The sequence below is a fragment of the Rickettsiales bacterium genome (assembly GCA_029252805.1).
In the GTDB taxonomy this organism is placed as follows: domain Bacteria; phylum Pseudomonadota; class Alphaproteobacteria; order Rickettsiales; family JALZUV01; genus JALZUV01.
Map to the genome: position 1 here is coordinate 71,461 of JAQXAR010000041.1, position 21,588 is coordinate 93,048.

The following is a 21,588-nucleotide window of genomic DNA, read 5'->3' on the forward strand; positions in this document are numbered from 1 at the left end:
GGGAATAATGAATCCTTTATATTCCGCAGTGAATAAGGAACAAGTGCCGGATGCACCGGCCAATATTGAGGGTAAAATTATGGGTTTCGAGCTATTTGAAAAAGGCGGCGTGGTAATGTTTATCCTCGCTGGGTTGTCGATTTACACGATCGCGGTGGTGATCTTTAAACTCTATCAATTTACGACAGCTGGTGTGTTTAACTCCGCTTTTATTGAGCCGACGATTGCCGCGATTCGTAGTGGCGATTTGGCCAAAGCTCGTGAGATTCTAGGGCGTTCAAAAGGGCCTGTTGCACGTATTATGCAGGTCGCACTCAATTGCGTATCGGATCGCGAAATGCTGCAATCAAGTCGTGATGCCGAAATCTCACGCGTAGGTTCAACCGATATCCGCTATTTGGAGACGCAAATGCGTGGGTTGGAGATGGTTTCAAATGTAGCGCCATTGCTTGGTCTTCTAGGGACGGTAATCGGGATGGTGACGGCCTTCTCTCGCCTTGAAGGTGCGGGGAGTCGTGTGGATCCATCACTGCTTGCAGGCGGTATTTGGGAAGCGCTTCTGACGACGGTGGGTGGCCTTGTGGTCGCGATTCCGGCGGTGGTTGCCTATTACATCTTTGATGGTTTGATTGAGCGTGTGCGCGGTGTGATGAAAGATACATCGATTCAAATTATGATGCTGGAAGATGAGTTCCAGCGTAATGAGCGTGCGCAGCGTCGCCGTAAGGCGCAAGCGCGCGTGCGTGAGCGTGAAGAGACGGACCGCCTCTCAACGGATCAGGAAAAAGGCGAAACCAGCGATCGCATGCAAAAAGATTCGTCTGATATGCGTTCAACGCCGCAAAGTAGCTCCACGTTGAAGTTGCTTAATCCACGCTATAGCCAATTCTAATTCGCTTTAGAGGCAATTCATCATGCAGATAGAGCGCGAAGCACGTAAAGCCCGGCAGGTGCCATTAACGCCATTGATTGACGTGGTGTTTTTGCTGCTTGTTTTCTTTATGCTATCGAGCAGTTTTGTGCGCAGTGAATCGCTTGAGCTGATGTTGCCGCAAGCCAATGGCGGTGGTTCGGCAGATGAAGGGCGTTTGCTGCAAGTTTATGTGGCGCGTGATGGTTCTACCTATATTGGTCGTCGTTTGGTCAATGAAGAGGGGTTGATTAAAACCCTGCGCGGAACGATCGAAAAATTCCCAGATGTTGGCGTGCTCTTATTGAGTGGGCCGCGTGTGTCTGTGCAGCAAATGGTGACGGTCATGGATAATATTTATCAAGCCGGTAGTACCAACCTTTCTGTGGCAAGTTGGGAGCCTGAGCGGATAGACCAAGCGCCCGCCGCGCCGATAGATGAGGTTACACCCGAGATGGAGCCCGCAATGGCTGAGGAGGTGATAGATGGAAATTAATCGCGCTAAACGCATGACGCGTGAAGTCAGTATGATTCCGTTGATTAATCTCGTATTTCTTTTGCTTATCTTTTTCCTGGTTGCGGGGACGATTGAAAAATTCGAAGTGATCCCGGTGGATGTCCCTGTAGCGGATAGCGGCAAGGTGCTCGATCAGGGGCATATCGTGATTGTCATTGGACAATATAACGAGATTTTGCTCAATGATGAGTTGGTTGATATTGATGAATTGCGCGCGAGCGTGACACAGCTACTTGCCAATAACCCGCGCAAGATTATTTCGCTCAAAGCAGATTCGCGTTTGGAAGCCAGTAAGATGGTGGCCATTATGGATTTGCTGCGTGTGGCCGGTGGTACGAATCTCTCTATCGTAACGCAGAGCCTGAGTTAATCGATGCTCAGCGCTGTCAGAAATATTGAAAACAGCGAATACGCACGGTTTGGGAAATACCTGAATGGGAAGCATTTTTTCGCAGTGGTTTTCGTCGCATTCTTTTTGCATATGATGGGCGCGGTGATTTATTATATTATGCCCCAGGATAATGTTCAGGTGGTGCCGGTGCGCGTGCTCAATGTGAAGCTGGGCGGTAAGGCTAATGCCGCGGCGATTACTTCATCGGATGTGAAGCGACTCTTCTCTAAGCGCCGATTGGCGGAAACGCAGCCTGCTGTCGCGTCAGCCCCTGCGCCCGCTAAATCGGTGATTGAAAAGCGCCCCGAACCGGAGCCCGTTAAACCGGAGCCGATCAAGAAGGTTGAGCCAAAACTTGAACTGGCGAAGAAGGTTGAAGCAAAGCCAGTTCCCAAGAAGGTGGAAGCCGCTAAGCAGGAGGTGGCGCGTGCGGCGTTAGAGACGCCAAAACCTAAAGCGGCCATTACGCCTCCTCCTCCGCCGCCTAAGTCTGCACCGGTCAAAGTGGTGAAAAAGAAAACTCCGCCAAAACCTGAGCCTTTGCCAAAAGTGGCAGTGAAGAAGCCTGAACCTAAGATGGAGCGTCAGGTGATTCGTCAGCCGCTCAAAACCGCCCGTACGGCGGAAGCGAAGAAGCCGAAACGTTATGTGCGTGCGAATCAGTTGACGGCGAAGTTAGGTAGTAAGAAGCCTAAAGAGCTCGATCAAAATGGCGGCTCGGTGATTGGGAATTCGGGTTCCAAGAAGGCAGAAATCCAAAAACGCTATACGCAGACCATCTCGCTATGGATTGATAAACATAAAGTTTACCCTGATGCTGCACGTTCGAAAGGTGAGGGCGGTAAGGTTGTTTTGCGCATTCGTATTAACCGCCAAGGCCGTGTGCTGCGCTACTTACTTGAAAAATCTAGCGGGTCGGAGGCAATTGATCGTGCGATTACGCAAATGATTGATGCGGCTAACCCGCTGCCGTCTGTTCCGGGTGACTATCCAGATAATAAGCCATACTTAGAATTTCTCATTCCCATTAACTTCATACCGTAATAGTCTAGATATCATGCAAACACTCATCGTTACCGGCGGCGCCGGATTTATTGGAAGCTCTTTCGTCAAACTCTGTGTTGACCAAGGGCATAAAGTCATCGTGCTAGATGCACTGACCTATGCAGGCCACACTGCAAACTTGGAATGGATTTCCGGCAAAGGCGAATGGGAGCTGTATGAAGGTGACATTGGCGATACTTCGCTAGTGAGTAGCTTGTTGGATAAGTACCAGCCCGATGCGGTGGTGAATTTTGCGGCAGAAAGCCATGTTGATAATTCAATCAGTAGTCCCGGTGAGTTTATCGAAACGAATATCGTGGGAACCTACCGCTTGCTGGAATGCGCGCGGCACTATTGGGGTGCTTTGCCCAAAGCGCAAGCGGCTGCGTTCCGTTATCTGCAGATTTCGACGGATGAGATCTATGGTTCGCTGGAATTGGATTCCGATGAGAAATTCCATGAAGATTTTCAGGTGCAGCCAAGCTCGCCTTATTCGGCTTCGAAAGCGGCAGGGGATCATTTGGTCAATGCGTGGCATCACACGTATGGTCTGCCAACCTTGCTGACGAACTGCACGAATAATTACGGGCCGCGTCAGCATCCAGAAAAACTGATCCCGCATATGATTGCTTGTGGTTTAGCCGAAAAGAATTTGCCGGTTTATGGTGACGGTAAAAATGTGCGTGATTGGATTCATGTCGAAGATCATTGTCGTGGAATTTATGCGGCATTGACCCAAGGTGAACCGGGCGGACGCTATTGCTTCGGCGGTAATGCCGAGCGTACCAATCTTGATGTGGTTACGACGATTTGTGCCACGCTAGATAAGTTAAGCCCGCGCTCAATGTCGCAAACGCATTCGGCGCTTATTCGTTTTGTGACGGACCGCCCCGGCCATGATCGCCGCTATGCGATGGACGATTCCAACGCGCGCGCAAAACTGAATTACACGAATGAATACACCTTTGAACAAGGCTTGGAACAAACCATCCAATGGTACCTTGATAACCAAGTGTGGTGCCAGGCCATTACTGCAGCGAAGAAGGCCGCGTAATCATGAAACTCTCCAGCTATTTTCTTCCACTCATTAAAGAGAATCCGTCCGAAGCGCAAATTGTGTCGCATCGTTTAATGTTGCGTGCGGGGATGATTCGACAGGTTACCTCTGGCATTTACAACTGGTTGCCGCTGGGGTTGGCAGTGCTTCGCAAGGTTGAGAATATCGTGCGTGATGAGCATGCCAAATCCGGTGTGAATGAAATGTTGATGCCCACCATACAGCCAGCAGATTTATGGGAAGAGTCGGGGCGTGGAACCTATTGTGGAGCGGAAACACTACAGATTAAAGATCGCCATGGCCGTATGATGTTCTACAGCCCGACCAATGAAGAGCTTATCACGGATGTGTTTCGCAATAGTGTCAAAAGCTACAAAGAATTGCCGTTGAACCTCTATCATATCCAGTGGAAATTTCGTGATGAGATTCGTCCGCGTTTTGGTGTGATGCGGGGGCGTGAATTCTTGATGAAAGATGCTTATAGCTTTGACCTCACCCACGAAGATGCGGTGGAATCTTATGGTAAATATTACCAAATGTACTTGAGAATATTTGATCGTTTAGGGTTGGTTGCTATTCCGTTGCGTGCAGAAACGGGTGATATCGGTGGTGATTTGAGTCATGAATTTTGCGTGATCGCGGATGAGGGTGAGTCGGCACTTTATTATGATAAAAAGTTCGATGATATACGCGCCGGTAAACTCTCGCTTCCAGCAGAAGAAATGCGTGCGCTTTACGCGGCGGCTGATGAACAACATGACGCGGATAATTGCCCCGTTGCCAAAGCAGATTTACGCGAAGCACGCGGTATTGAAGTTGGCCATATTTTCAATTTTGGTACGAAATATACCAAATCTATGGGCGCTACGGTTCAAGGGCCTGATGGCAAGCCTGTATATCCTGAATGTGGTTCCTACGGGATTGGAATCTCGCGTTTGGTCGGTGCATTGATCGAGGCTAATCATGATGATTCCGGTATTATTTGGCCGGAAGCGGTTGCGCCCTTTACCGTAGGTTTGATGAATCTGCGCGGTAAGGATGACGAATGTGTAGAGGTCTGCGCAAGCCTTTATCAGCAGTTTGAAGCGGCAGGCGTTTCCGTTCTTTATGATGATACGGATGATGGCGCAGGCCAAAAGTTTGCCAAGATGGATTTGATTGGTTTGCCTTGGCAAATCGCGATCGGCCCGCGTGGTGTGACGGCTGGAACGGTTGAACTGAAAAATCGCCGTAGCGGTGAGAAGCAAGAAATTTCTGCGGAAGCGGCTCTTGAGTTGATCCAGCAAGGAGCGATCGCACGTGCTGCTTAAACCTCACGAATCTTTCATTGCGAAGCGCTATTTGAACGCGCGTGGACGTGAGAGTTTCATTGGGGTGATTATCTGGTTTGCGATTGTCGGTATCGCGTTGGGGGTAATGACGCTCGTGGTGGTGACATCGGTGATGAACGGCGTGCGTGGAGAAATGCTAAAGCATTTCATCGGCTTAAGTGGGCATGTTCATGTTTATCATCAATCAGGTCAAGTGCCAGATACGGGTTCGCTGTTAGAGAAAATTAACTCGATCGCACAAGTGAAGCGCGCCGTGCCCGTGATTGAAGGACAGGTGATGATTACGGCGAAGAACCTTGCGCGCGGAGCGCAGGTGAAATCGTATGATCTCTCTGGTGTGGAAGATAAATCCTACCTGCAAGATTATCTCAATAGTGGCTCGCTTGAGACGCAAGGCTTGTTGGTAGGCAGTGGCTTGAAGCGCAATCTTCGTGGCCAAAATAGACTCACGCTAATTTCGCCTGACGGTCGTCAAACGGTGGTCGGGCTAGTGCCGCGTATGAAGGCTTATCCGGTGATGGGTGACTTCACGTTTGGCATGAGCATGATTGATTCCAATCTTATTCTTATGCCGTTTGCAGAGGCGCAAACCTATTTCAAAACGCCGAGTGCGCAGTCTATTGAAATTACGTTGAACTCGTTAGATGATACGTCAGCGGTGGCGAATGAACTTCGTAAAATATTGGGTGCGGAGTATAATGTGCTCGATTGGCAGCAAACCAATGGTGCAATCTTTGAAGCCTTAAATGTGCAGCGCACGGTGATGTTTCTGATCCTCATGATGATCTTGTTAGTGGCGGCGTTTAACATTATTGCGAGCCTTGTGATGCTGGTGAAAGATAAGCAGCGCGATATTGCGGTGATGCGCGCTTATGGTGTCACTCGTGGCTCTATTCAGCGAATATTTGTTTATATGGGCGTGCGTATTGGGGCCGTGGCGACGTTGGCGGGCGTGGTACTTGGTATTCTTATTGCGACTAATGCCGATGCGTTTCGCCAGTGGTTTGAGGCGACAACAGGGCAGCAATTGCTGGGGGGGAATCTCTACTTTCTCTCGACGCTCCCGGCGAAAGTGGATTGGTTTGAAATTGGCTTAATCGTGGCGATGGCACTTATTCTATCGTTCCTTGCCACGCTTTATCCGGCGCGCCGTGCGGCGGCGTTAGATCCAGCGGAGGCGTTGCGTTATGAGTAGTCTCTTTAAACTTTCCAATGTGAATAAGTCTTTTTCGCAAGGCGCTGAGAAGCTAAAAGTGCTGCGCAATATCAATTTAGAGATTGGGATTGGCGAGGCAGTGGCGCTGGTCGGTGCATCGGGTTCGGGTAAAACAACTTTGCTGCAAATCGCGGGTCTTTTATCGCCCGCCGATAGTGGTGGCGTGATGCTGCAAGGAAGCGAATTTGCGAATTTGAGTGAGCGTGACAGAACGTTAGTGCGCAGTCAGGCACTTGGGTTCGTTTATCAATTTCACCATTTGCTACCCGAATTTACCGCATTAGAAAATGTGGTGCTTCCGCAATTAGTTGCAGGTAAATCAAAGGTAGACGCAACGGCGTATGCGGAGTCTTTGCTCAGCGAGTTTGGTTTGGCGGATCGGCTCTCGCATCGTCCGTCTCAGCTCTCGGGTGGCGAGATGCAGCGCGTGGCGATTGCGCGTGCGCTCGCGAATGATCCAGTTTTATTGTTGGCGGATGAGCCGACGGGTAACTTGGATGACGAGACTTCAGAAGTTGTGTTCCAGCTCTTGATGGCTGCGATTAAACAGCGCGGCATGTCGGCATTGATTGCGACGCATAATAAAAATTTGGCGTTGCGTATGGGGCGTTCGGTTGTGCTGAATAAGGGTGAATTATCATGACGCAATTCATCCATTTGCATTTGCGCACGGCATTCTCATTGCTGGAAGGCGCGATTAAACCAAAAGATTTGGGCAAGCTCTGCGTGCAGTATGAAATGCCTGCCGTGGCGATTACCGATGTGAATAATTTGTTCGGCTCATTGGAGCTTGCGCAAGGGTTGGCCAAAGTCGGTGTGCAGCCGATTATGGGTTGCCAGTTAGATTTTGTTCCTTTGCCACAAGAAGGGATGCGGACGCATAATTTACGCCCAAAACCTGAATCTATTGTGTTGTTGGCTCAAAATGAACAGGGCTATCACAATCTTCTGGAAGTGGCTTCAGGTGCGTATCTTGAATCAGCGCAAGAGGGTGAACCTATTCTGGATTGGAAGATTCTGGAGGGTAAAACCGACGGTCTGATTTGTTTGACCGGTGGTGAGGGTGGTCCACTGATTCAGCGCATTTTGCGGGGCCGTGGAGATGTGGCGGATCAATGGTTGAATAAGATGAAGCAGCTCTTTCCAGAGCGGCTGTATATTGAAATCCAACGCCATGATACGCCGGCGCAGTTAGAACCTGAACCCGCATTATTGAAGCTAGCGGCGAAGCATAATTTGCCGATTGTCGCGACCAATGATGTCTATTTCGCAACGCGCAAAATGCATAAGGCGCATGATGCATTGCTGTGTATTGCCGATGGTGCGTATGTTACGCAAGATGATCGTCGTCGGGTAACGCCAGAGCATTATTTCAAATCATCGGAAGAGATGGTGGAGCTGTTTTCTGATCTGCCTGAGGCGATTGAGAATACCCTCAATATTGCGAAACGTTGTTCGTTTATGTCACCCGCACGCGCGCCGATCTTACCGCGCTTTGGTGATATTGAAGAAGAAAAACGCCTATTGAAAGAGCAAGCGGAAGTTGGTTTGCAGCGCCGTATTGAGAAGCAAGTCTTTACCGATGACATGGACAAAGCGAAGCGTGAGCAAGTTGCGAAAGAATACACTGACCGTCTCGCTTATGAGTTAGATGTTATTAACGGAATGGGCTTCCCGGGGTATTTCCTCATCGTTGCGGACTTTATTGAATGGACAAAAGATAATGATATTCCTGTGGGGCCGGGGCGTGGTTCTGGTGCAGGGTCTGTCGTCGCATGGTCTTTGCTGATTACGGATTTGGATCCCTTACGTTATGGATTGCTGTTTGAGCGTTTCTTGAATCCAGAACGTGTATCGATGCCCGATTTTGATATCGATTTTTGTCAGGACCGTCGTGACGAAGTGATTCGTTACGTGCAGCAAAAATATGGCGCCAGCCAAGTGGCGCAAATCATCACGTTTGGTAAACTGCAAGCGCGTGCGGTCTTGCGCGATGTGGGGCGTGTGTTGCAACTGCCTTATGGTCAGGTGGATCGCATTACCAAGCTTGTTCCTAATAATCCAGCCGCCCCGTGCACGCTACAAGAAGCGATTGATCAGGAACCAACTTTGCGTGAGGCGATCCGTGAAGAAGAAGATACGGAGCGGATGGTCGAGATTGCGTTGCAATTGGAGGGGCTATACCGTCATGCCTCGACTCATGCGGCGGGTGTGGTCATTGGTGATAGGCCGCTTGTAGAGCTTTTGCCGCTCTATCGTGATCCGCGTTCGGATATGCTGGTCGTCCAGTACTCGATGAAATATGCGGAGGCAGCAGGCCTCGTAAAGTTTGACTTTTTAGGACTCAAAACACTCACGGTTTTGGAGACGGCGCGTAAGTTCATCAAAGAAAATGAGAAGGTTGAATTAGACCTCCTTATGCTGCCTGAGGGTGATGAGGTGACGTATAAAATGTTGGGTGAAGGCGATGCAACGGGAGTGTTCCAGCTGGAATCCTCCGGCATGCGCGACACGCTGCGTAAGCTGAAACCCGATAGTTTGGAAGATATTATTGCATTAGTGTCGCTCTATCGTCCGGGGCCGATGGATAATATTCCGACCTATATTGCGCGCAAGCACGGCAGAGAAGAGCCAGAATATTTGCATCCTGATTTGGAGCCAATTCTCTCTGAGACGTTCGGTGTGATGATCTATCAGGAACAGGTGATGCAAATCGCGCAGAAGCTTGCGAGCTATAGTCTCGGTGAAGCTGATTTGCTGCGTCGCGCGATGGGTAAGAAGATCGCAGCAGAGATGGAGTCGCAGCGTGCGTTATTCACCGAGCGGTCAGTGAATAACGGTATTAAAGAAGCGACAGCGAAGGCGATTTTCGACCTAATGGCGAAGTTTGCGAGCTATGGTTTCAACAAGTCGCATGCGGCAGCTTACGCACTCATAGCCTATCAGACGGCTTTTCTGAAAGCGAATTACCCGGCTGAATTTCTCGCCGCGTCGATGACGTATGATATCCAGAATACGGAGAAGCTTGCCATCTTTGCGGAAGATTCAAAGTTTCGTGATATTGATGTTTTGCCGCCCTGTATTAATCATTCATTTTCTGATTTTCGAACCGATAATACAGAGGATAAAAAAGCCATAAGATATGCACTAGGCGCGCTTAAGAATGTTGGGCGTGATGCGATGGATATGTTGATATCTGAGCGTGAAGCGAACGGAAAGTTCAACGATATCTTCGATGTGGTGACGCGCGTGGATAGCAAAGTGCTCAATAAGCGCCAGATGGAAAACCTGATTCGCGCAGGTGTATTCGACTCGATGCATGAGAATCGCAAGCAGCTGTTCGGATCACTAGAGAAAATTTTGATCTTTGCGAATGCGACAGCCGAAGATAATGAAAGTGAACAAGATAGCCTATTTGCGGCTGCACCTGAAGAGGTGGCAGTGCCTAAGCCTGACTTGCCTGATGTTCCTGATTGGACAAAAACGGAGCGTTTAAATGAGGAGTTTGCGGCAATTGGGTTCTTTCTGAGTGGGCATCCGATGGCGGGTTATGTGGCTGCGATGGAGGCATTGCGTCGAACGACCTCAGCGAATTTGACAGGGCGCTTAGGTTCTGATTATTCAGTGGTGAAGCTCGCAGGTATTATTGGTGAGGTGAAATATAAGCGTTCTCAAAAAGGGCGTTTTGCGTTTGTTGGGCTTTCAGATGAGACGGGAACGTACGAAGTTTCTATTTTCGATGAAACGTTATTGGATAATAAACGCGAACTTTTAATCTCTGGTGCGATGGTTGTTGTAATCGCTGAAGGGAAGCAGGATGATTCTGGCATTCGTTTGATTGCAAAGGATATTATATCACTTGAGCAGGCGCTTAATCGGCCGGTTGTTGGGGCGAAATCGCCCGTTCAGCGCTTTACGATTTCGCAAATTGGAGCGATCGGCGGATTGGTAGAAGCACTCGGTGAGTTAAAGGCTAGTTCGGGCAGTAGAGTGAGTTTAAAAGTGGTCACAGATAACGGGCATGAGGCGATCATTTCGTTGTCCGGTTTCTATAATATCAGTTTGCAAGAAGCCGAACGGATTGAACAAATGCTTGAACATGTGCAAAAGAAGGCGGCTTAATTTCCACAAGTTTAAGATTTTTAAGTAAAAAATAGCGTAAGAACGTCAAAAAACTGAAACATTTCTCTGTTACTCTGTAAGCTAATAAAAATAATAGATGAGGGTTGGAAAATGGCTGATAACGAAGCTCGACTACAGGCTGACCCGCTTTTTCAGGGCTTGGCACGCCCTCCAATGGCGATGGGCGTAAGCTACATGTACTTTGTTGTGAATGCCTCTGTTTGCCTGCTGACATTCATTTGGACGAGTAATTTCTTGTTCCTATTCGTTGCTGCACCTGCCATTCACGGTATTGGTTTTGTGATTTGTATGAACGAACCGCGTGCGGTTGAGTTGTTTATTCTTAAAATGTCCAAAGGCATGAAATGCGTGAATCGGGGTTTCCATAAACAGACAAACTCCTATGATGTATTTTAGGGAGATAGCATGAAAGCTTTTGAAGATTATCTGAATTTTGGTCGCCGCAAGGTGACGAATGCAAGTTACTCTAGGCGTGAAGTTTCAGTTTCTGAGTTTATTCCTTACCAACATCACTTTGATAAAGAGACCATCATCACCAAATCAGGTGAGTTGATGCAAACCATTCGTCTGGAAGGTTGGTCTTTCGAGACAGCAGATGATAGCGATGTTGATATGAAGAAAGTGGTGCGTAACTCACTGCTAAAAAGTCTTTCCAACGGTAATTATGCCGCCTGGTTTCATACCGTTAGGCGCAAAAAAAGTGCTTATCCTGGCGGAGAATTTACAAATAAATTTGCGCATGAGTTGAATGAGCAGTGGCGGAAGAAGCATAGCAATCACGAATCGTATGTGAATGAACTCTATATTACGGTGGTTCGCCGTGAGGATACGGAAGGGTTGGGTGCGATTGGGCACTATATCAACGTTTTATCTAATTCTGTTGATGAAGGCCAAAAGCATGAAGCCATGCGTGAGGCACAAAAAGAGCTTAAGGAAATAACCCATCGTCTTTTGGCAAGTTTGCGTGATTATAATCCGCGATTGTTGACATGTGTGCAGACGCAGCATGGTGTCTTGTCACAGCCATTGCAGTTTTTGGGGATGCTTGTCAATGGCGGTCAGCGCCAGCAAATGTTAGTGCCAACGATGGATATCTCGCATTACCTTTCGACGCAGCGCTTGTATTTCGGCAATCGCGCAATTGAGCTTCGGGGTTTAACGAAAACACGTTTTGCCGGAATGATTAGTGTGAGAGAATATGCTCCGGCAACGGCAGCAGGATTGCTTGACGCTTATCTCCAGTTGCCCTTTGAGTTTATTATCACGCAGTCCTTCTCATTTGTGAACCGGACGGTGGCGATTGGTAAAATGCGAACACAGCAAAACCGCATGGCGTCGGCTGAAGATGCTGCGGTGAGTCAAATTGCTGAAATTAATGCCGCTTTGGATATGGCGATGGGCGGTAACGTCGCCTTTGGTGATCATCATTGTAGTGTGATGGTGATAGACGATAATTTAACGGCTTTAGAAGATTCTCTAGCTCTGGCTATTAGTAAGATGGTGGATGTGGGGATCGCTCCCGTACGTGAGAAAATGATATTAGAGCAATGTTATTGGGCACAACTGCCAGGGAATTTCAGTTTTATTGGGCGCCCTTCGAAAATTAATACCATGAATCTTGCGGGTTTTGTGTCGATGCATAATTATCCGACGGGCCGTATTAAGAAGAACCATTGGGGGGATGCGGTTACCGTATTTGATACGACTTCGGGAACGCCCTATTTCTTTAATTTTCATACACGCGATGTCGGACATACAACGATTATCGGGCCAACGGGTGCCGGTAAAACGGTCTTGATGAATTTCTTATGTGCGCAAGCGCAGAAATTTAATTGCCGACTCTTTATGTTTGATAAAGATCGGGGCGCAGAGATTTTTGTGCGTGCAATCGGCGGAGCTTATAGCGTCATTCAACCGTCCGAGCGCTGTGGCTTTAATCCGCTTCACTTGCCGGACACAAATGAGAACCGGAATTTTATTTCAGAATGGCTGGAATCACTGGTTCGTTTTGATGATAAAACGCTTGAGCCAGAGGAAGTTGAGCAAATTCAAGAAGCGGTCAATGGTAATTACAAACTCGCGAAAAAAGATCGAATGTTGCGTAATGTTGCTGCATTTTTTGGAGTGGAGAAAACAGGCTCAATCGCCTCTCGCTTGAAACCATGGTATGGTGAAGGGCGTTATGCTCGAATTTTTGATAACCCCTATGATGCGCTTGATTTTACGACACATAGTACGTTTGGTTTTGAGATGGGAGAGGTGCTTTCAGATAAATCATCACTCGCTCCCGTGCTGCTTTATTTGTTCCATAAGGTGAATTTATCGTTGGATGGAACGCCCACGGTTGTGGTTCTCGATGAGGCTTGGGCGTTGATCGATAATCCGATTTTTGCGGGTAAAATTAAAGATTGGCTCAAGACGATGCGGAAGCTGAATGCGATGGTGATTTTCGCCACGCAAAGTGTTGAGGATGCGGTGGGAAGTAGTATTTCTGATACGTTGATCCAGCAAACGGCAACGCAAATTTTCTTGCCGAATGCGAAGGCAACAGCTGCTTACCAAACGGCTTTTATGTTAAGTGATCGTGAATTCAATTTGCTCAAAACAACGGATCCATCAAGTCGTTACTTCTTGCTCAAGCAAGGCAAGGATGTGGTCATTGCTCGTATTGATTTGAGCGGCATGGATGAAGAAATTAACGTGCTTTCTGCGCGCGCTGAGACCGTGCGTGTGCTTGACCAAGTACGTTCTGAAGTTGGCGATAATCCAGCTGTTTTTCTGCCCATTTTCCAGCAACGATTGCGTGAAGGAGCTGCCAATTGATGCGTTGCTTCTTCCACCTTGCCTTGATGTTTGGGCTGCTTTTCGTAAGCGGAGGTGAGGTATTAGCGCAAATTCATCCAAAACATACGAGTGCACTTACGAGCGATAAAGCAGCAGATCCAACAGGGTGCGAGACGTTACGTCAGAGTCGTATTGCAAACGGTGGCGGCGGCATCATTAACGATATGATGAACTCAGGGGGGGCTATCTGTCCGTGTGCTCCTGCACCTGGTCTATGGTTGGATCGAATTGTAAGTTGCTTCGCCGGGAAACCGGATGGGCTCATCTATAATTCTGTTGGCAGTATCGTGACGCATGGTCCATATCGAGATTTCTATGTATCACTCGTGAGCGGGTGCATTCTATTGGCAGTGGTGTTATTTGGTTTTAATTTGACGCTAGGGGCAGTGCAAAGCATTCCGAAGGATAGTTTTATCTTAATACTGAAAATTGGCGGTGTGACGTTATTTTTTAGCAAGTATATGTGGGTTTATGGTCTGTCTTTGGATATGGTGCAAGGGCTTGCAACGACAGTCAGTACTGCGGCCGGTAACATGGGTAACCTTTGCGATACGGCAGCAGGCAGCAAAGCACCCACCTTATGGGCAAGCTGGGATTGCTTGTTTCTAAAATTCACCGGTCTGATTGGGGGCGCTCTTTCCGCTGGTATTTTTTCAATTGTCCTAAGTCTTTTCTTTTCTGGTGGAATCGGTGTTGGGATTGGCTTTGGGCTCCTTTATGTTGTTTTAATGCTCCTGCTTATTGCGATGAGGTTGGTCTTTACGTACCTTGTTGCCATTCTCGCTATTTCGTTCTTGTTCTTATTAGCACCGTTATTTGTACCAATGCTTTTATTCGGATTAACCTATAAGCAATTTACGACATGGTTTAAAATGATGATTGCTTACGCATTGCAGCCTATGTTGTTGATGTTATTTATGATTTTGATGTTAGTTGCATTGGAATTTACCATTTTTGTCGGACCAACTTCGTTATTCACACAGATGTCTAATAAAGAGCAAACCGAAGTAACCACGTTCTCAGAAGCATTAGGTTTGACGCCAACTGGAACAGTTGCTGGCGGAATTAAGGATGTTGTTAAGGCGGTGACAAAAACTGCAACAGATGATTGGAGTAAATATATTAAGCGGTCAAATATCTTTGAATTTACACGTCATGTGAGTCCAGAGGTAGAAACACTTTCTAAAACGGCGACGGATAAATTGAACGACAAGCTTGTTGATACAGGAATTTGGGATAAAATGAGTACCCTCAGTGCGGCGGCGGCGCAAAGTGGTAAAAAGGCACTCGACGATTTGGGCAGTCATACGGGTGGGATCATGGTCTATAAAATCGATTGGAATGGTTTTATGAAGTACCTTTCTAAGAAAGGTACTCAGGTCACGGAGGAGCAATGGCTACAGAATGTTATTCTGCAACTCATGGCCACTGCGATACTGGTGTTTATTCTTTATAATATGGTGCTTGCAGTCCCGCAAATTACACATGATTTGGTGGCGCAGCAATTTGGTGCCGCATTTGGTAGTGCAACGAAAATGCGTATGGTGGGTGAGAATGAAATGCGATGGACACTTAATGCGCTGAAGGAAACAGTTCGTAGGAGTTCGGAAACAGGAGACATGGGGAAAGCTGTAAGTGAGGTCGTTGATGAAACACTCGATGGCGCTGCGGGCACAACCGGTCAGAGAGGCGGGGCATCGTGATAAGTCAGTTTATCTCTATTTTAATGCTTCTTATGTGCCTTTCAACTTCGGCAATGGCTCAGTTTGTTGGGCCTGTTGCTCCCATCGATAAAAGTGACCAATCGGTTAGTGCGCAGGGAAGAACAGCGGGCCCTACAGATGGAACTAAAACTGGCGTAGCAGGCGTTATTGCAGGGATTAATCTAAGTTCAATTTTTGGAAAGGATTTTTTCAAGAATAAAGTTCCAGTCACGAAGTGTTTGAAAGAAGCGCCGAGCGGATCGGGTCTGTTGCCTGCTGAATGGCAAAAGAAATATAGTGCACGCTTTATCTATTGCATGCGAACGCTTCTAGAAAAAACAACAAGTGAGGTCATGGGCGCGGTTCATAGTTATATGACGCCAGCGCTTTATGTTATGATCCTGCTTGCTACGGTCATTATAGGAATCAAAGCGGTCGGGGGAATGTTCCGTAATGTTAAGGTCGAAGCCGTTATGTTTGTAGGCAAAGTCATGGGTGCTCTAGTGGTGTTCGAGAATTTGGATAATATTGCCATTCTATTTTATGATATAACAGACACGTTAATGGTGATCATTGCTGGTGGTGCGCAAACAACATTTTCGGCGGGCTCCGTTTTTATATGCGATGCGAATATTAACACATCAGCTTATCCTGATTTGGGATGGATTGGTGTTTTTGATTGGATGGATTGCCTGTTTGGCCGTCTCTATGGGTTTGGGCCATCAACCATACTTAGCGCAGGTCTTTTTGGGATTGTAGGGGCAGGGTTCTTTACCAGTACCATTGGAATTCATTTTGCAATGATGGCCATTGGCTTTTTCATTGCATTAGCGATGTTCTTGGTTCGCACGGCAACTATGGTTGTTATGGCCTATGGTTCGATTTCTCTGTTGATGTTGATGCTACCAGTTTTCATTTTGACGATATTTTTTAAGGCGACAGAAAGCTACTTCTTCCAGCGTTGGCTAAGTATGGTCATTCGTAATATCATGCAGCCTGCAGTGATGATTGCGTTTCTGTATTTTGCACTGGGTGTGCTGGATGTGCTGCTTTATAAAGGGAGCGAAGGCCACTACATCAAATATGGTGACATATTCACCGCTGCGGCAAACACGCCTAGAAAATCGAAGCTACTTTTAGATGGTGAGCTTTATTCCGATATTCGTAGGTACACACCAGGAACCCAGCCTGCAGGCTATACGAAGGTGGTGGAGCCTGTGCATGAAATATTAGGAACCACGATTAACATGCTTTCAGCCGATTTGAGCAAGCTTGTCAAAAATGATGAAAAGCTTTTCGAGTTTGAAATTACAGCGGATAGTACGGTTTTCACGCAAATCGAACAGAGGTGTGGTAAGGCGGGCTATTGGGATTATGCGACAACATTGTATTACGGTTGGAAATATCGCAATATGCTTGATGAGGTGGAAGCGAGTGGGATTCTCGATAAAATCGTTGCAGATAAAGATAAATATACAGAGGCGATTAATAAGGCCATTCAAGATAAAAGTATAGAGGAGCGGGGTAATAAAGCAGCGGAGTCTCTTTGTGCAGTCCTCAGGGCTTCCAGCTCTTTGGTAGGAGCCGATAATTTCATAGGTGATGAGGTTCGAGGGCTTTTAAATAAAAAAATTAATGCGCAAGTACCTGAGGTGTCAAAGCTTGATCTAAGTAATGTGGGCGCGGTGTCGATAACAGGCGATTCAACATGGATACATAGCCAGCAGCTTATTAAGCTCATCGTTGCGATGATAACCCTGACAGTGGTAGGGGGAGTGTTCTACTCTTACACTGAATCGATTCAGCGGATTTCACAAGCTGTGACTGGGCGTATGGGTTTTGCACTTTCCATTAATAGCCCTACGATCGGCGGACAAACGATACAGCAACGTATTCGAGGTTCGCTTAATGCACTGGAAGATGGTTGGACCCAATCGCTTCAAGATAAAAACTCAAGTTTCGCGGATAGAATAGGAGCGAAAGGCATTAAAGATGGTGCTAAGGCTCTGATCGCAAAGCGATAATAAGGTAATGGTATACGGGATATGATGACAATATTAGAAATTATAAAACAACCATCGCAATGGTTATTCCTAATGCTCTGTATTGTGCTTTCGATGGCGCTTGGTATAGGAGATGCTGTGGCTGCGGGTGTCGATGTGGATTGTGTTTCAGATCCTGCATTTCAGGCAAGTAGTGCGGCAGGTGGCGGTATCATTAGCGCCATTATGAGTGTGATTATTGAGATTTTAGGCAAGACAAGCCAGACACTTTATTCTGCGATTATTACCGACGGCGAGTTTCTTAAGGTGCGTAATACTGCGATTATGCTGGTCCTTGCAATTTATGGTGTCATGGTTGTTTTCAATATTGCGAATTTCAAGCCAGGTGAGATCTTCAGTTTAATCTTTAAAATTGGCTTGATCGTTACTGTTACGGGGCCAGGGGCATGGCAGTTCTTTAATGATATTGTTGCGAATTTCTTCTTCGGAACCATGATCGAGATGGTCGAAATATTTATGGGACAGGCAGTCGGTGGGGTAACCGGGGGGTATACAGGGCAGCTCGATTTGGCAAATCAGTTGACGGCACCTTTGCAGTTTCTTAACTGGCCATTAGCGCGAATTATTTCAACTCAGTTCTTTATTACCGTGTTGGGATGTATTCCCTTGGGGCCTTATGGGATCGCTATTGCTATCTTGTTGGTCTGGGGTGCCTTTAACCTATTCATGGCGCTCATTGGCGCACTCTTTACGTATATTAAATCCATTGTCGGGCTTTGGTTTTTATTCGCATTAGCGCCGATATTCTTTTTGTTTTTGCTTTTCAGGCGAACGCAAAGCTTATTTGAAGGTTGGATCAATATGGTGCTTAATTTCACCTTGCAGCCAATCCTGCTCTTTGCATTCCTGGCTTTCTTTGTGACGATTGTTACCGCTTCTTTGGGAGAGTTGATGACGGTAAATTGGTGCTGGGAAGCTATGGATGCTATGGCCAATGGTACCAGTAAAGGCTTCTCTTGGTGGCGACCGGTTAACGTTAATGGTGTCAAAGTTGATGGCGGAATTTGGGGGTATGCGGGGCTTGTGATGCCGGCAGCAGTTGGCGGCGGCGGTGCAGCGCCTAGTGTTCTCTTCCCGCTCGATGTGACGGATGTGATGTTCTTCCTTCTGGCTTCTTATATTGCATGGCAGTATTCTACGTTCGTGGAAGGTTTAGCACAGGAGCTCTCATCTAGTGGTTTAAGGCTCTCGGTGAATGCAGAGTCTGCGCGTAATTACTTTACCTCGCGTGGCTGGGCGCCAGATCAGATTGCGACCAAAGCGGTAAGAGCAACCAAGAGATGGATGTAGAAAATGGCTTATTGCTTGACGCGAGGGGAAGAATTTTTGTACAGTACGCAAATGTTGTCTCTACGGTCAATTCTTATAGCCGCGTTTGCGGTCTGTGCACTTTCGAGCTGTACTGCTGTTGGCAACTTTGTTGATAGTTTTGATGTCCCACCTGAGATCACAAGCCCCTGTGTAGGAACCCAAGGCAGCCCCTGTGGCCCAAAACGTATCCCTGATCGTCAGTGGTTAATGAACTATCATGGGCTTAATATCCCCGTTTAGACGGCGTGTGTGATGTCATTGTCTAGGTTGATGGTGACGGTGTTGCCACCGGAGGTTGCTTGATAGGTCGTGTAACTTGCAGTGCTGCTAGTAGAGGTCCAGCCTTCAGCAGCAGTGAAGCTAGTCGCAATTGTATCACCAGCATCACCCTCAATAGTGAGAGCGTCCGTGCCTGCAATGCTATAGATTTCATTTGCTGTGAAGCTGATGAGAGTGTTAGTGCCGCCCCCTGTTAAATCAAGAATTTCGATATCTGAAGCGTCGAGGTTGGAAACATCATAAGTTCCACCGTCTGAAAATTTAACGGTGTCATTACCTGTGCCACCTTGAATAGAGTGGTTCCCGTAAGTCAAATTATTGATTATGATCATGTCGTCACCGGCATCACCATTCACAATGTCGTTGCCGAGGGTAGCAGTCAGAATATCATTTCCAGCGCCGCCCTGTAAGGAATCATCACCGGCACCGCCATCTAGCATATCGTCATCATTTCCGCCGAAGAGGGAGTCATTGTGGCTATCACCGAAGAGAATATCGTTGCCACTATCGCCATATAAGGTGTCGTCGCCATTACCACCACTCATGGTGTCGTCATCATTTTCACCATCTATTGTGTCATTACCATCGCCACCCATCAGGCTGTCATTATCATTACCACCGAAGATGTGATCGTCTCCTAGGCTGCCATCAATCGTATCGTCTCCGTCGGCGCCGTGAATAAAATCATCGCCATCGCCGGCATCAATGGAGTCATGGCCCGCACTTGAATCAATGTGATCAATGCCGTTGCTGCCCGTGATGTTATCGTCTTTGAGGCCTGTGAGGTAACCTTCAATGCCGTTTATCGATGAAACGAGTGTGTTCGTCGAGCCGTTGTTATAGGTAGCAGTTCCTGCTGTAAGATCTAGTGTGACTCCACTAGTTGGAATGACGCTTCTTAGATCTAGAATATCAAAGCCATCACCGCCCTCAACGTCGATATAATCGATGCCATGGCTCTCGACAATGATCGTATCGTTGCCGCCACCAAGGTCGAAGGCAGAGTTTTCATTGCCACCATTATTTGAGCCGGCTGTTGTATTTGCATACACCACATCATCGCCATCATAAGTAAAGATCGTTTGGAACGCTCCATTGGTCGTGATTGTATCATCAAGCACCGAACCGTGAACCTCTCCAGCTACATCAAGTGCTGCAGTGCCTGAATTAGAAAAAGTCGCGTTTACAGCCGTCAATTTAGAGGCATCGCTATATTCTGCTAAAGTGAAGTCGCGGGTCTCAGGCAGAACGGATATGCTATGACTCCCAAAGTTGATTGGTTGAGTCCCCTCATGTTGGAATTGGAAATTAGCGGTCGCAATATCCTCAATAATGATTTTGGGAGAATTTACTGCGTTACCAAATTCGATGATTAGATTATCTGGGTTTACGCCGTCATTTTCAAGTCTTAGTGTCGGGTCCGCAGCGTAGCTGACACTTGCATCTTCGGTAATCGTACCTGCGCCTTTGAGGTTGATTTTGGCGCCATCTAGAAGGGCGTTATCGATGTGAATGGTATCTCCTGATTCACTATGAACCGTGACATCGCCTGAGAAGTTTTGGAAATCGTAAGTATCATTGCCGCCCCCACCATCAATCTCTCCTGTCGTCGTGCCTGCTATCGTGAATTGGTCTGCAATTGCAGTGGCGGCAAGATTTTTGATTGTTACGTTACTGCTATCTTGAATGCTTGCGGTGATTCCACCATTTGCCACAATAGCCGTGGCATCAATGTCAGATGAGTTTTGGATGGTTAAAGTGAGCGAAGAGCCAGCAGACCCACCATCAACGGTACTGTTTGAAAAGCCGTTTAATGTGAAGTTAAGGACAGGATTTACTACTGAGTCGTCGAAGGTGCGGGTTTGGCTGTCATTTGGGTTTACTGCTACAATAATAGGCGCTGTCACCGTTACGGTTTCAACTTCGACTTCGACTTCGAGTTCGACTTCCGGAGTCACGGTTACGGGTTCTTCTGTAACAGTTGGCTCCTCTATAATTGTCGGTTCTTCGGTCGCAGGAGTGACTGTAGGAGTCACTTCGATTGCGACAATTTCTGCCGCCACTTGAGTTGCTAGCACGCTTTCGACGAGATCATCTCGACTTTCTTCTACGAGTTCTTCAAGAGTCGTTTCCGCAGGGTCGGCCATTTCAATGACGTCTTCTGCTTCGCCTTCCATGCTTTCCATCATCTCGGTAAGCATTTCAGCTTGTTTGGTGGCCGTATCTTCCGTCTCTGTTGTTTGGCCTATACCATCCTCAGGCACGCCATTGGCTTTGCCTTCCATCATATTTTGCGCTTCTTCAAACGCAGATATATTGGCTTCACCATTCAGAGTCGTTTTGATGAGGTCTGCCATTTCTGCAGGCGCGGTTGCATCTGCTTGCGCCGCAGGAGCTGCCTCGGCTGGAGCTTCTGTAATAGCGGCGTCTTGTGCCGCAACTTCTTCAGTCGCTTCTGTATCAGCTGCTTCTAGTGCATCGGCAGTTTCTTTTTTCGCCTCTACTTCCGTCGCTTCTGCTTCGGGAGCGGCGTTTTTCTTCGTATCGACTTCAGGCGCCTCTTCTTTTTGTTCAGTAGAGTTTTCACGCGCGTCATATTTACCTTCAGGCGCAAAATCCATGACATCATTGAAATCTTGTTTGATTTGGTTGTGTGCTGAAAATTCTGGCGCAGGAGGTGCTTCGTGGAAGCTTGTGACCTCAACCACGGTATTAGGTTGGTTCATGCTGGTTGTGCCTTGATCGGTAATGACATCAAACCAACCGACGGTACCATCCG

At 47.4% G+C, this 21,588-nt stretch carries 15 protein-coding genes; 14 read left to right on the forward strand and 1 reads right to left on the reverse strand.

What is annotated here, in order from left to right; all coding sequences use genetic code 11:
• Window positions 1–7 precede the first annotated feature (7 nt).
• From P8P30_08540 to P8P30_08605, 14 genes are all read left to right on the forward strand, one after another.
• Window positions 8–892, forward strand: a complete 885-nt coding sequence (locus tag P8P30_08540; GenBank protein ID MDG1287594.1) for a MotA/TolQ/ExbB proton channel family protein — start codon at window positions 8–10, stop codon at window positions 890–892.
• Between the two features lie 22 nt (window positions 893–914).
• The gene (locus P8P30_08545; protein ID MDG1287595.1) at window positions 915–1,406 is read left to right on the forward strand and encodes a biopolymer transporter ExbD; all 492 of its coding nucleotides are present in this window, start codon (window positions 915–917) and stop codon (window positions 1,404–1,406) included.
• Window positions 1,396–1,797, forward strand: coding sequence for a biopolymer transporter ExbD (locus P8P30_08550; GenBank protein ID MDG1287596.1), 402 nt, complete (start codon window positions 1,396–1,398; stop codon window positions 1,795–1,797). The genes P8P30_08545 and P8P30_08550 overlap by 11 nt, the downstream gene beginning before the upstream one ends.
• A 138-nt stretch (window positions 1,798–1,935) precedes the next feature.
• Entirely contained in the window at window positions 1,936–2,862 is a 927-nt protein-coding gene (locus P8P30_08555; GenBank protein ID MDG1287597.1) for a TonB family protein, read from the forward strand.
• Window positions 2,863–2,875: 13 nt separating this feature from the next.
• A complete protein-coding gene (rfbB, locus tag P8P30_08560) occupies window positions 2,876–3,916 on the forward strand; it encodes a dTDP-glucose 4,6-dehydratase (GenBank protein ID MDG1287598.1) in 1,041 nt (346 codons plus the stop codon).
• A gap of 2 nt (window positions 3,917–3,918) precedes the next feature.
• Entirely contained in the window at window positions 3,919–5,229 is a 1,311-nt protein-coding gene (locus tag P8P30_08565; protein MDG1287599.1) for a proline--tRNA ligase, read from the forward strand.
• Entirely contained in the window at window positions 5,219–6,445 is a 1,227-nt protein-coding gene (locus P8P30_08570) for a lipoprotein-releasing ABC transporter permease subunit (protein ID MDG1287600.1), read from the forward strand. The genes P8P30_08565 and P8P30_08570 overlap by 11 nt, the downstream gene beginning before the upstream one ends.
• Window positions 6,438–7,109: an ABC transporter ATP-binding protein gene (locus P8P30_08575; GenBank protein ID MDG1287601.1), complete on the forward strand. Its 672-nt coding sequence runs from the start codon at window positions 6,438–6,440 to the stop codon at window positions 7,107–7,109. Before P8P30_08570 ends, P8P30_08575 begins: the two co-directional genes overlap by 8 nt.
• Window positions 7,106–10,588 (forward strand): DNA polymerase III subunit alpha, encoded by a 3,483-nt coding sequence (dnaE, locus tag P8P30_08580; GenBank protein ID MDG1287602.1) that lies wholly within the window; start codon window positions 7,106–7,108, stop codon window positions 10,586–10,588. Before P8P30_08575 ends, dnaE begins: the two co-directional genes overlap by 4 nt.
• Before the next feature lie 111 nt (window positions 10,589–10,699).
• Window positions 10,700–11,005: a VirB3 family type IV secretion system protein gene (locus P8P30_08585; GenBank protein MDG1287603.1), complete on the forward strand. Its 306-nt coding sequence runs from the start codon at window positions 10,700–10,702 to the stop codon at window positions 11,003–11,005.
• Between the two features lie 9 nt (window positions 11,006–11,014).
• Window positions 11,015–13,432 (forward strand): VirB4 family type IV secretion/conjugal transfer ATPase, encoded by a 2,418-nt coding sequence (locus P8P30_08590; protein MDG1287604.1) that lies wholly within the window; start codon window positions 11,015–11,017, stop codon window positions 13,430–13,432.
• Window positions 13,432–15,156, forward strand: a complete 1,725-nt coding sequence (locus tag P8P30_08595) for a type IV secretion system protein (GenBank protein MDG1287605.1) — start codon at window positions 13,432–13,434, stop codon at window positions 15,154–15,156. The genes P8P30_08590 and P8P30_08595 overlap by 1 nt, the downstream gene beginning before the upstream one ends.
• A 53-nt stretch (window positions 15,157–15,209) precedes the next feature.
• A complete protein-coding gene (locus P8P30_08600) occupies window positions 15,210–17,180 on the forward strand; it encodes a hypothetical protein (GenBank protein MDG1287606.1) in 1,971 nt (656 codons plus the stop codon).
• 21 nt (window positions 17,181–17,201) lie between these two features.
• On the forward strand, window positions 17,202–18,509 hold the full coding sequence (locus tag P8P30_08605; GenBank protein ID MDG1287607.1) for a type IV secretion system protein: 1,308 nt from the start codon (window positions 17,202–17,204) through the stop codon (window positions 18,507–18,509).
• Window positions 18,510–18,766: 257 nt separating this feature from the next.
• On the opposite strand, the gene P8P30_08610 is transcribed toward P8P30_08605, so the two are convergent.
• The coding region (locus P8P30_08610; protein MDG1287608.1) for a calcium-binding protein at window positions 18,767–21,588 on the reverse strand (2,822 nt) is incomplete at its 5' end.

Excerpts from the sequence above, each read along its gene's own strand:
- P8P30_08605 (MDG1287607.1), top strand. The coding sequence starts at position 17,202 with ATGATGACAATATTAGAAATTATAAAACAACCATCGCAATGGTTATTC.
- rfbB (MDG1287598.1), top strand. The coding sequence starts at position 2,876 with ATGCAAACACTCATCGTTACCGGCGGCGCCGGATTTATTGGAAGCTCT.
- P8P30_08540 (MDG1287594.1), top strand. The coding sequence starts at position 8 with ATGAATCCTTTATATTCCGCAGTGAATAAGGAACAAGTGCCGGATGCA.
- P8P30_08585 (MDG1287603.1), top strand. The coding sequence starts at position 10,700 with ATGGCTGATAACGAAGCTCGACTACAGGCTGACCCGCTTTTTCAGGGC.
- P8P30_08550 (MDG1287596.1), top strand. The coding sequence starts at position 1,396 with ATGGAAATTAATCGCGCTAAACGCATGACGCGTGAAGTCAGTATGATT.
- P8P30_08595 (MDG1287605.1), top strand. The coding sequence starts at position 13,432 with ATGCGTTGCTTCTTCCACCTTGCCTTGATGTTTGGGCTGCTTTTCGTA.
- P8P30_08600 (MDG1287606.1), top strand. The coding sequence starts at position 15,210 with ATGGCTCAGTTTGTTGGGCCTGTTGCTCCCATCGATAAAAGTGACCAA.
- P8P30_08555 (MDG1287597.1), top strand. The coding sequence starts at position 1,936 with ATGCCCCAGGATAATGTTCAGGTGGTGCCGGTGCGCGTGCTCAATGTG.
- P8P30_08575 (MDG1287601.1), top strand. The coding sequence starts at position 6,438 with ATGAGTAGTCTCTTTAAACTTTCCAATGTGAATAAGTCTTTTTCGCAA.
- P8P30_08590 (MDG1287604.1), top strand. The coding sequence starts at position 11,015 with ATGAAAGCTTTTGAAGATTATCTGAATTTTGGTCGCCGCAAGGTGACG.
- P8P30_08545 (MDG1287595.1), top strand. The coding sequence starts at position 915 with ATGCAGATAGAGCGCGAAGCACGTAAAGCCCGGCAGGTGCCATTAACG.
- dnaE (MDG1287602.1), top strand. The coding sequence starts at position 7,106 with ATGACGCAATTCATCCATTTGCATTTGCGCACGGCATTCTCATTGCTG.
- P8P30_08565 (MDG1287599.1), top strand. The coding sequence starts at position 3,919 with ATGAAACTCTCCAGCTATTTTCTTCCACTCATTAAAGAGAATCCGTCC.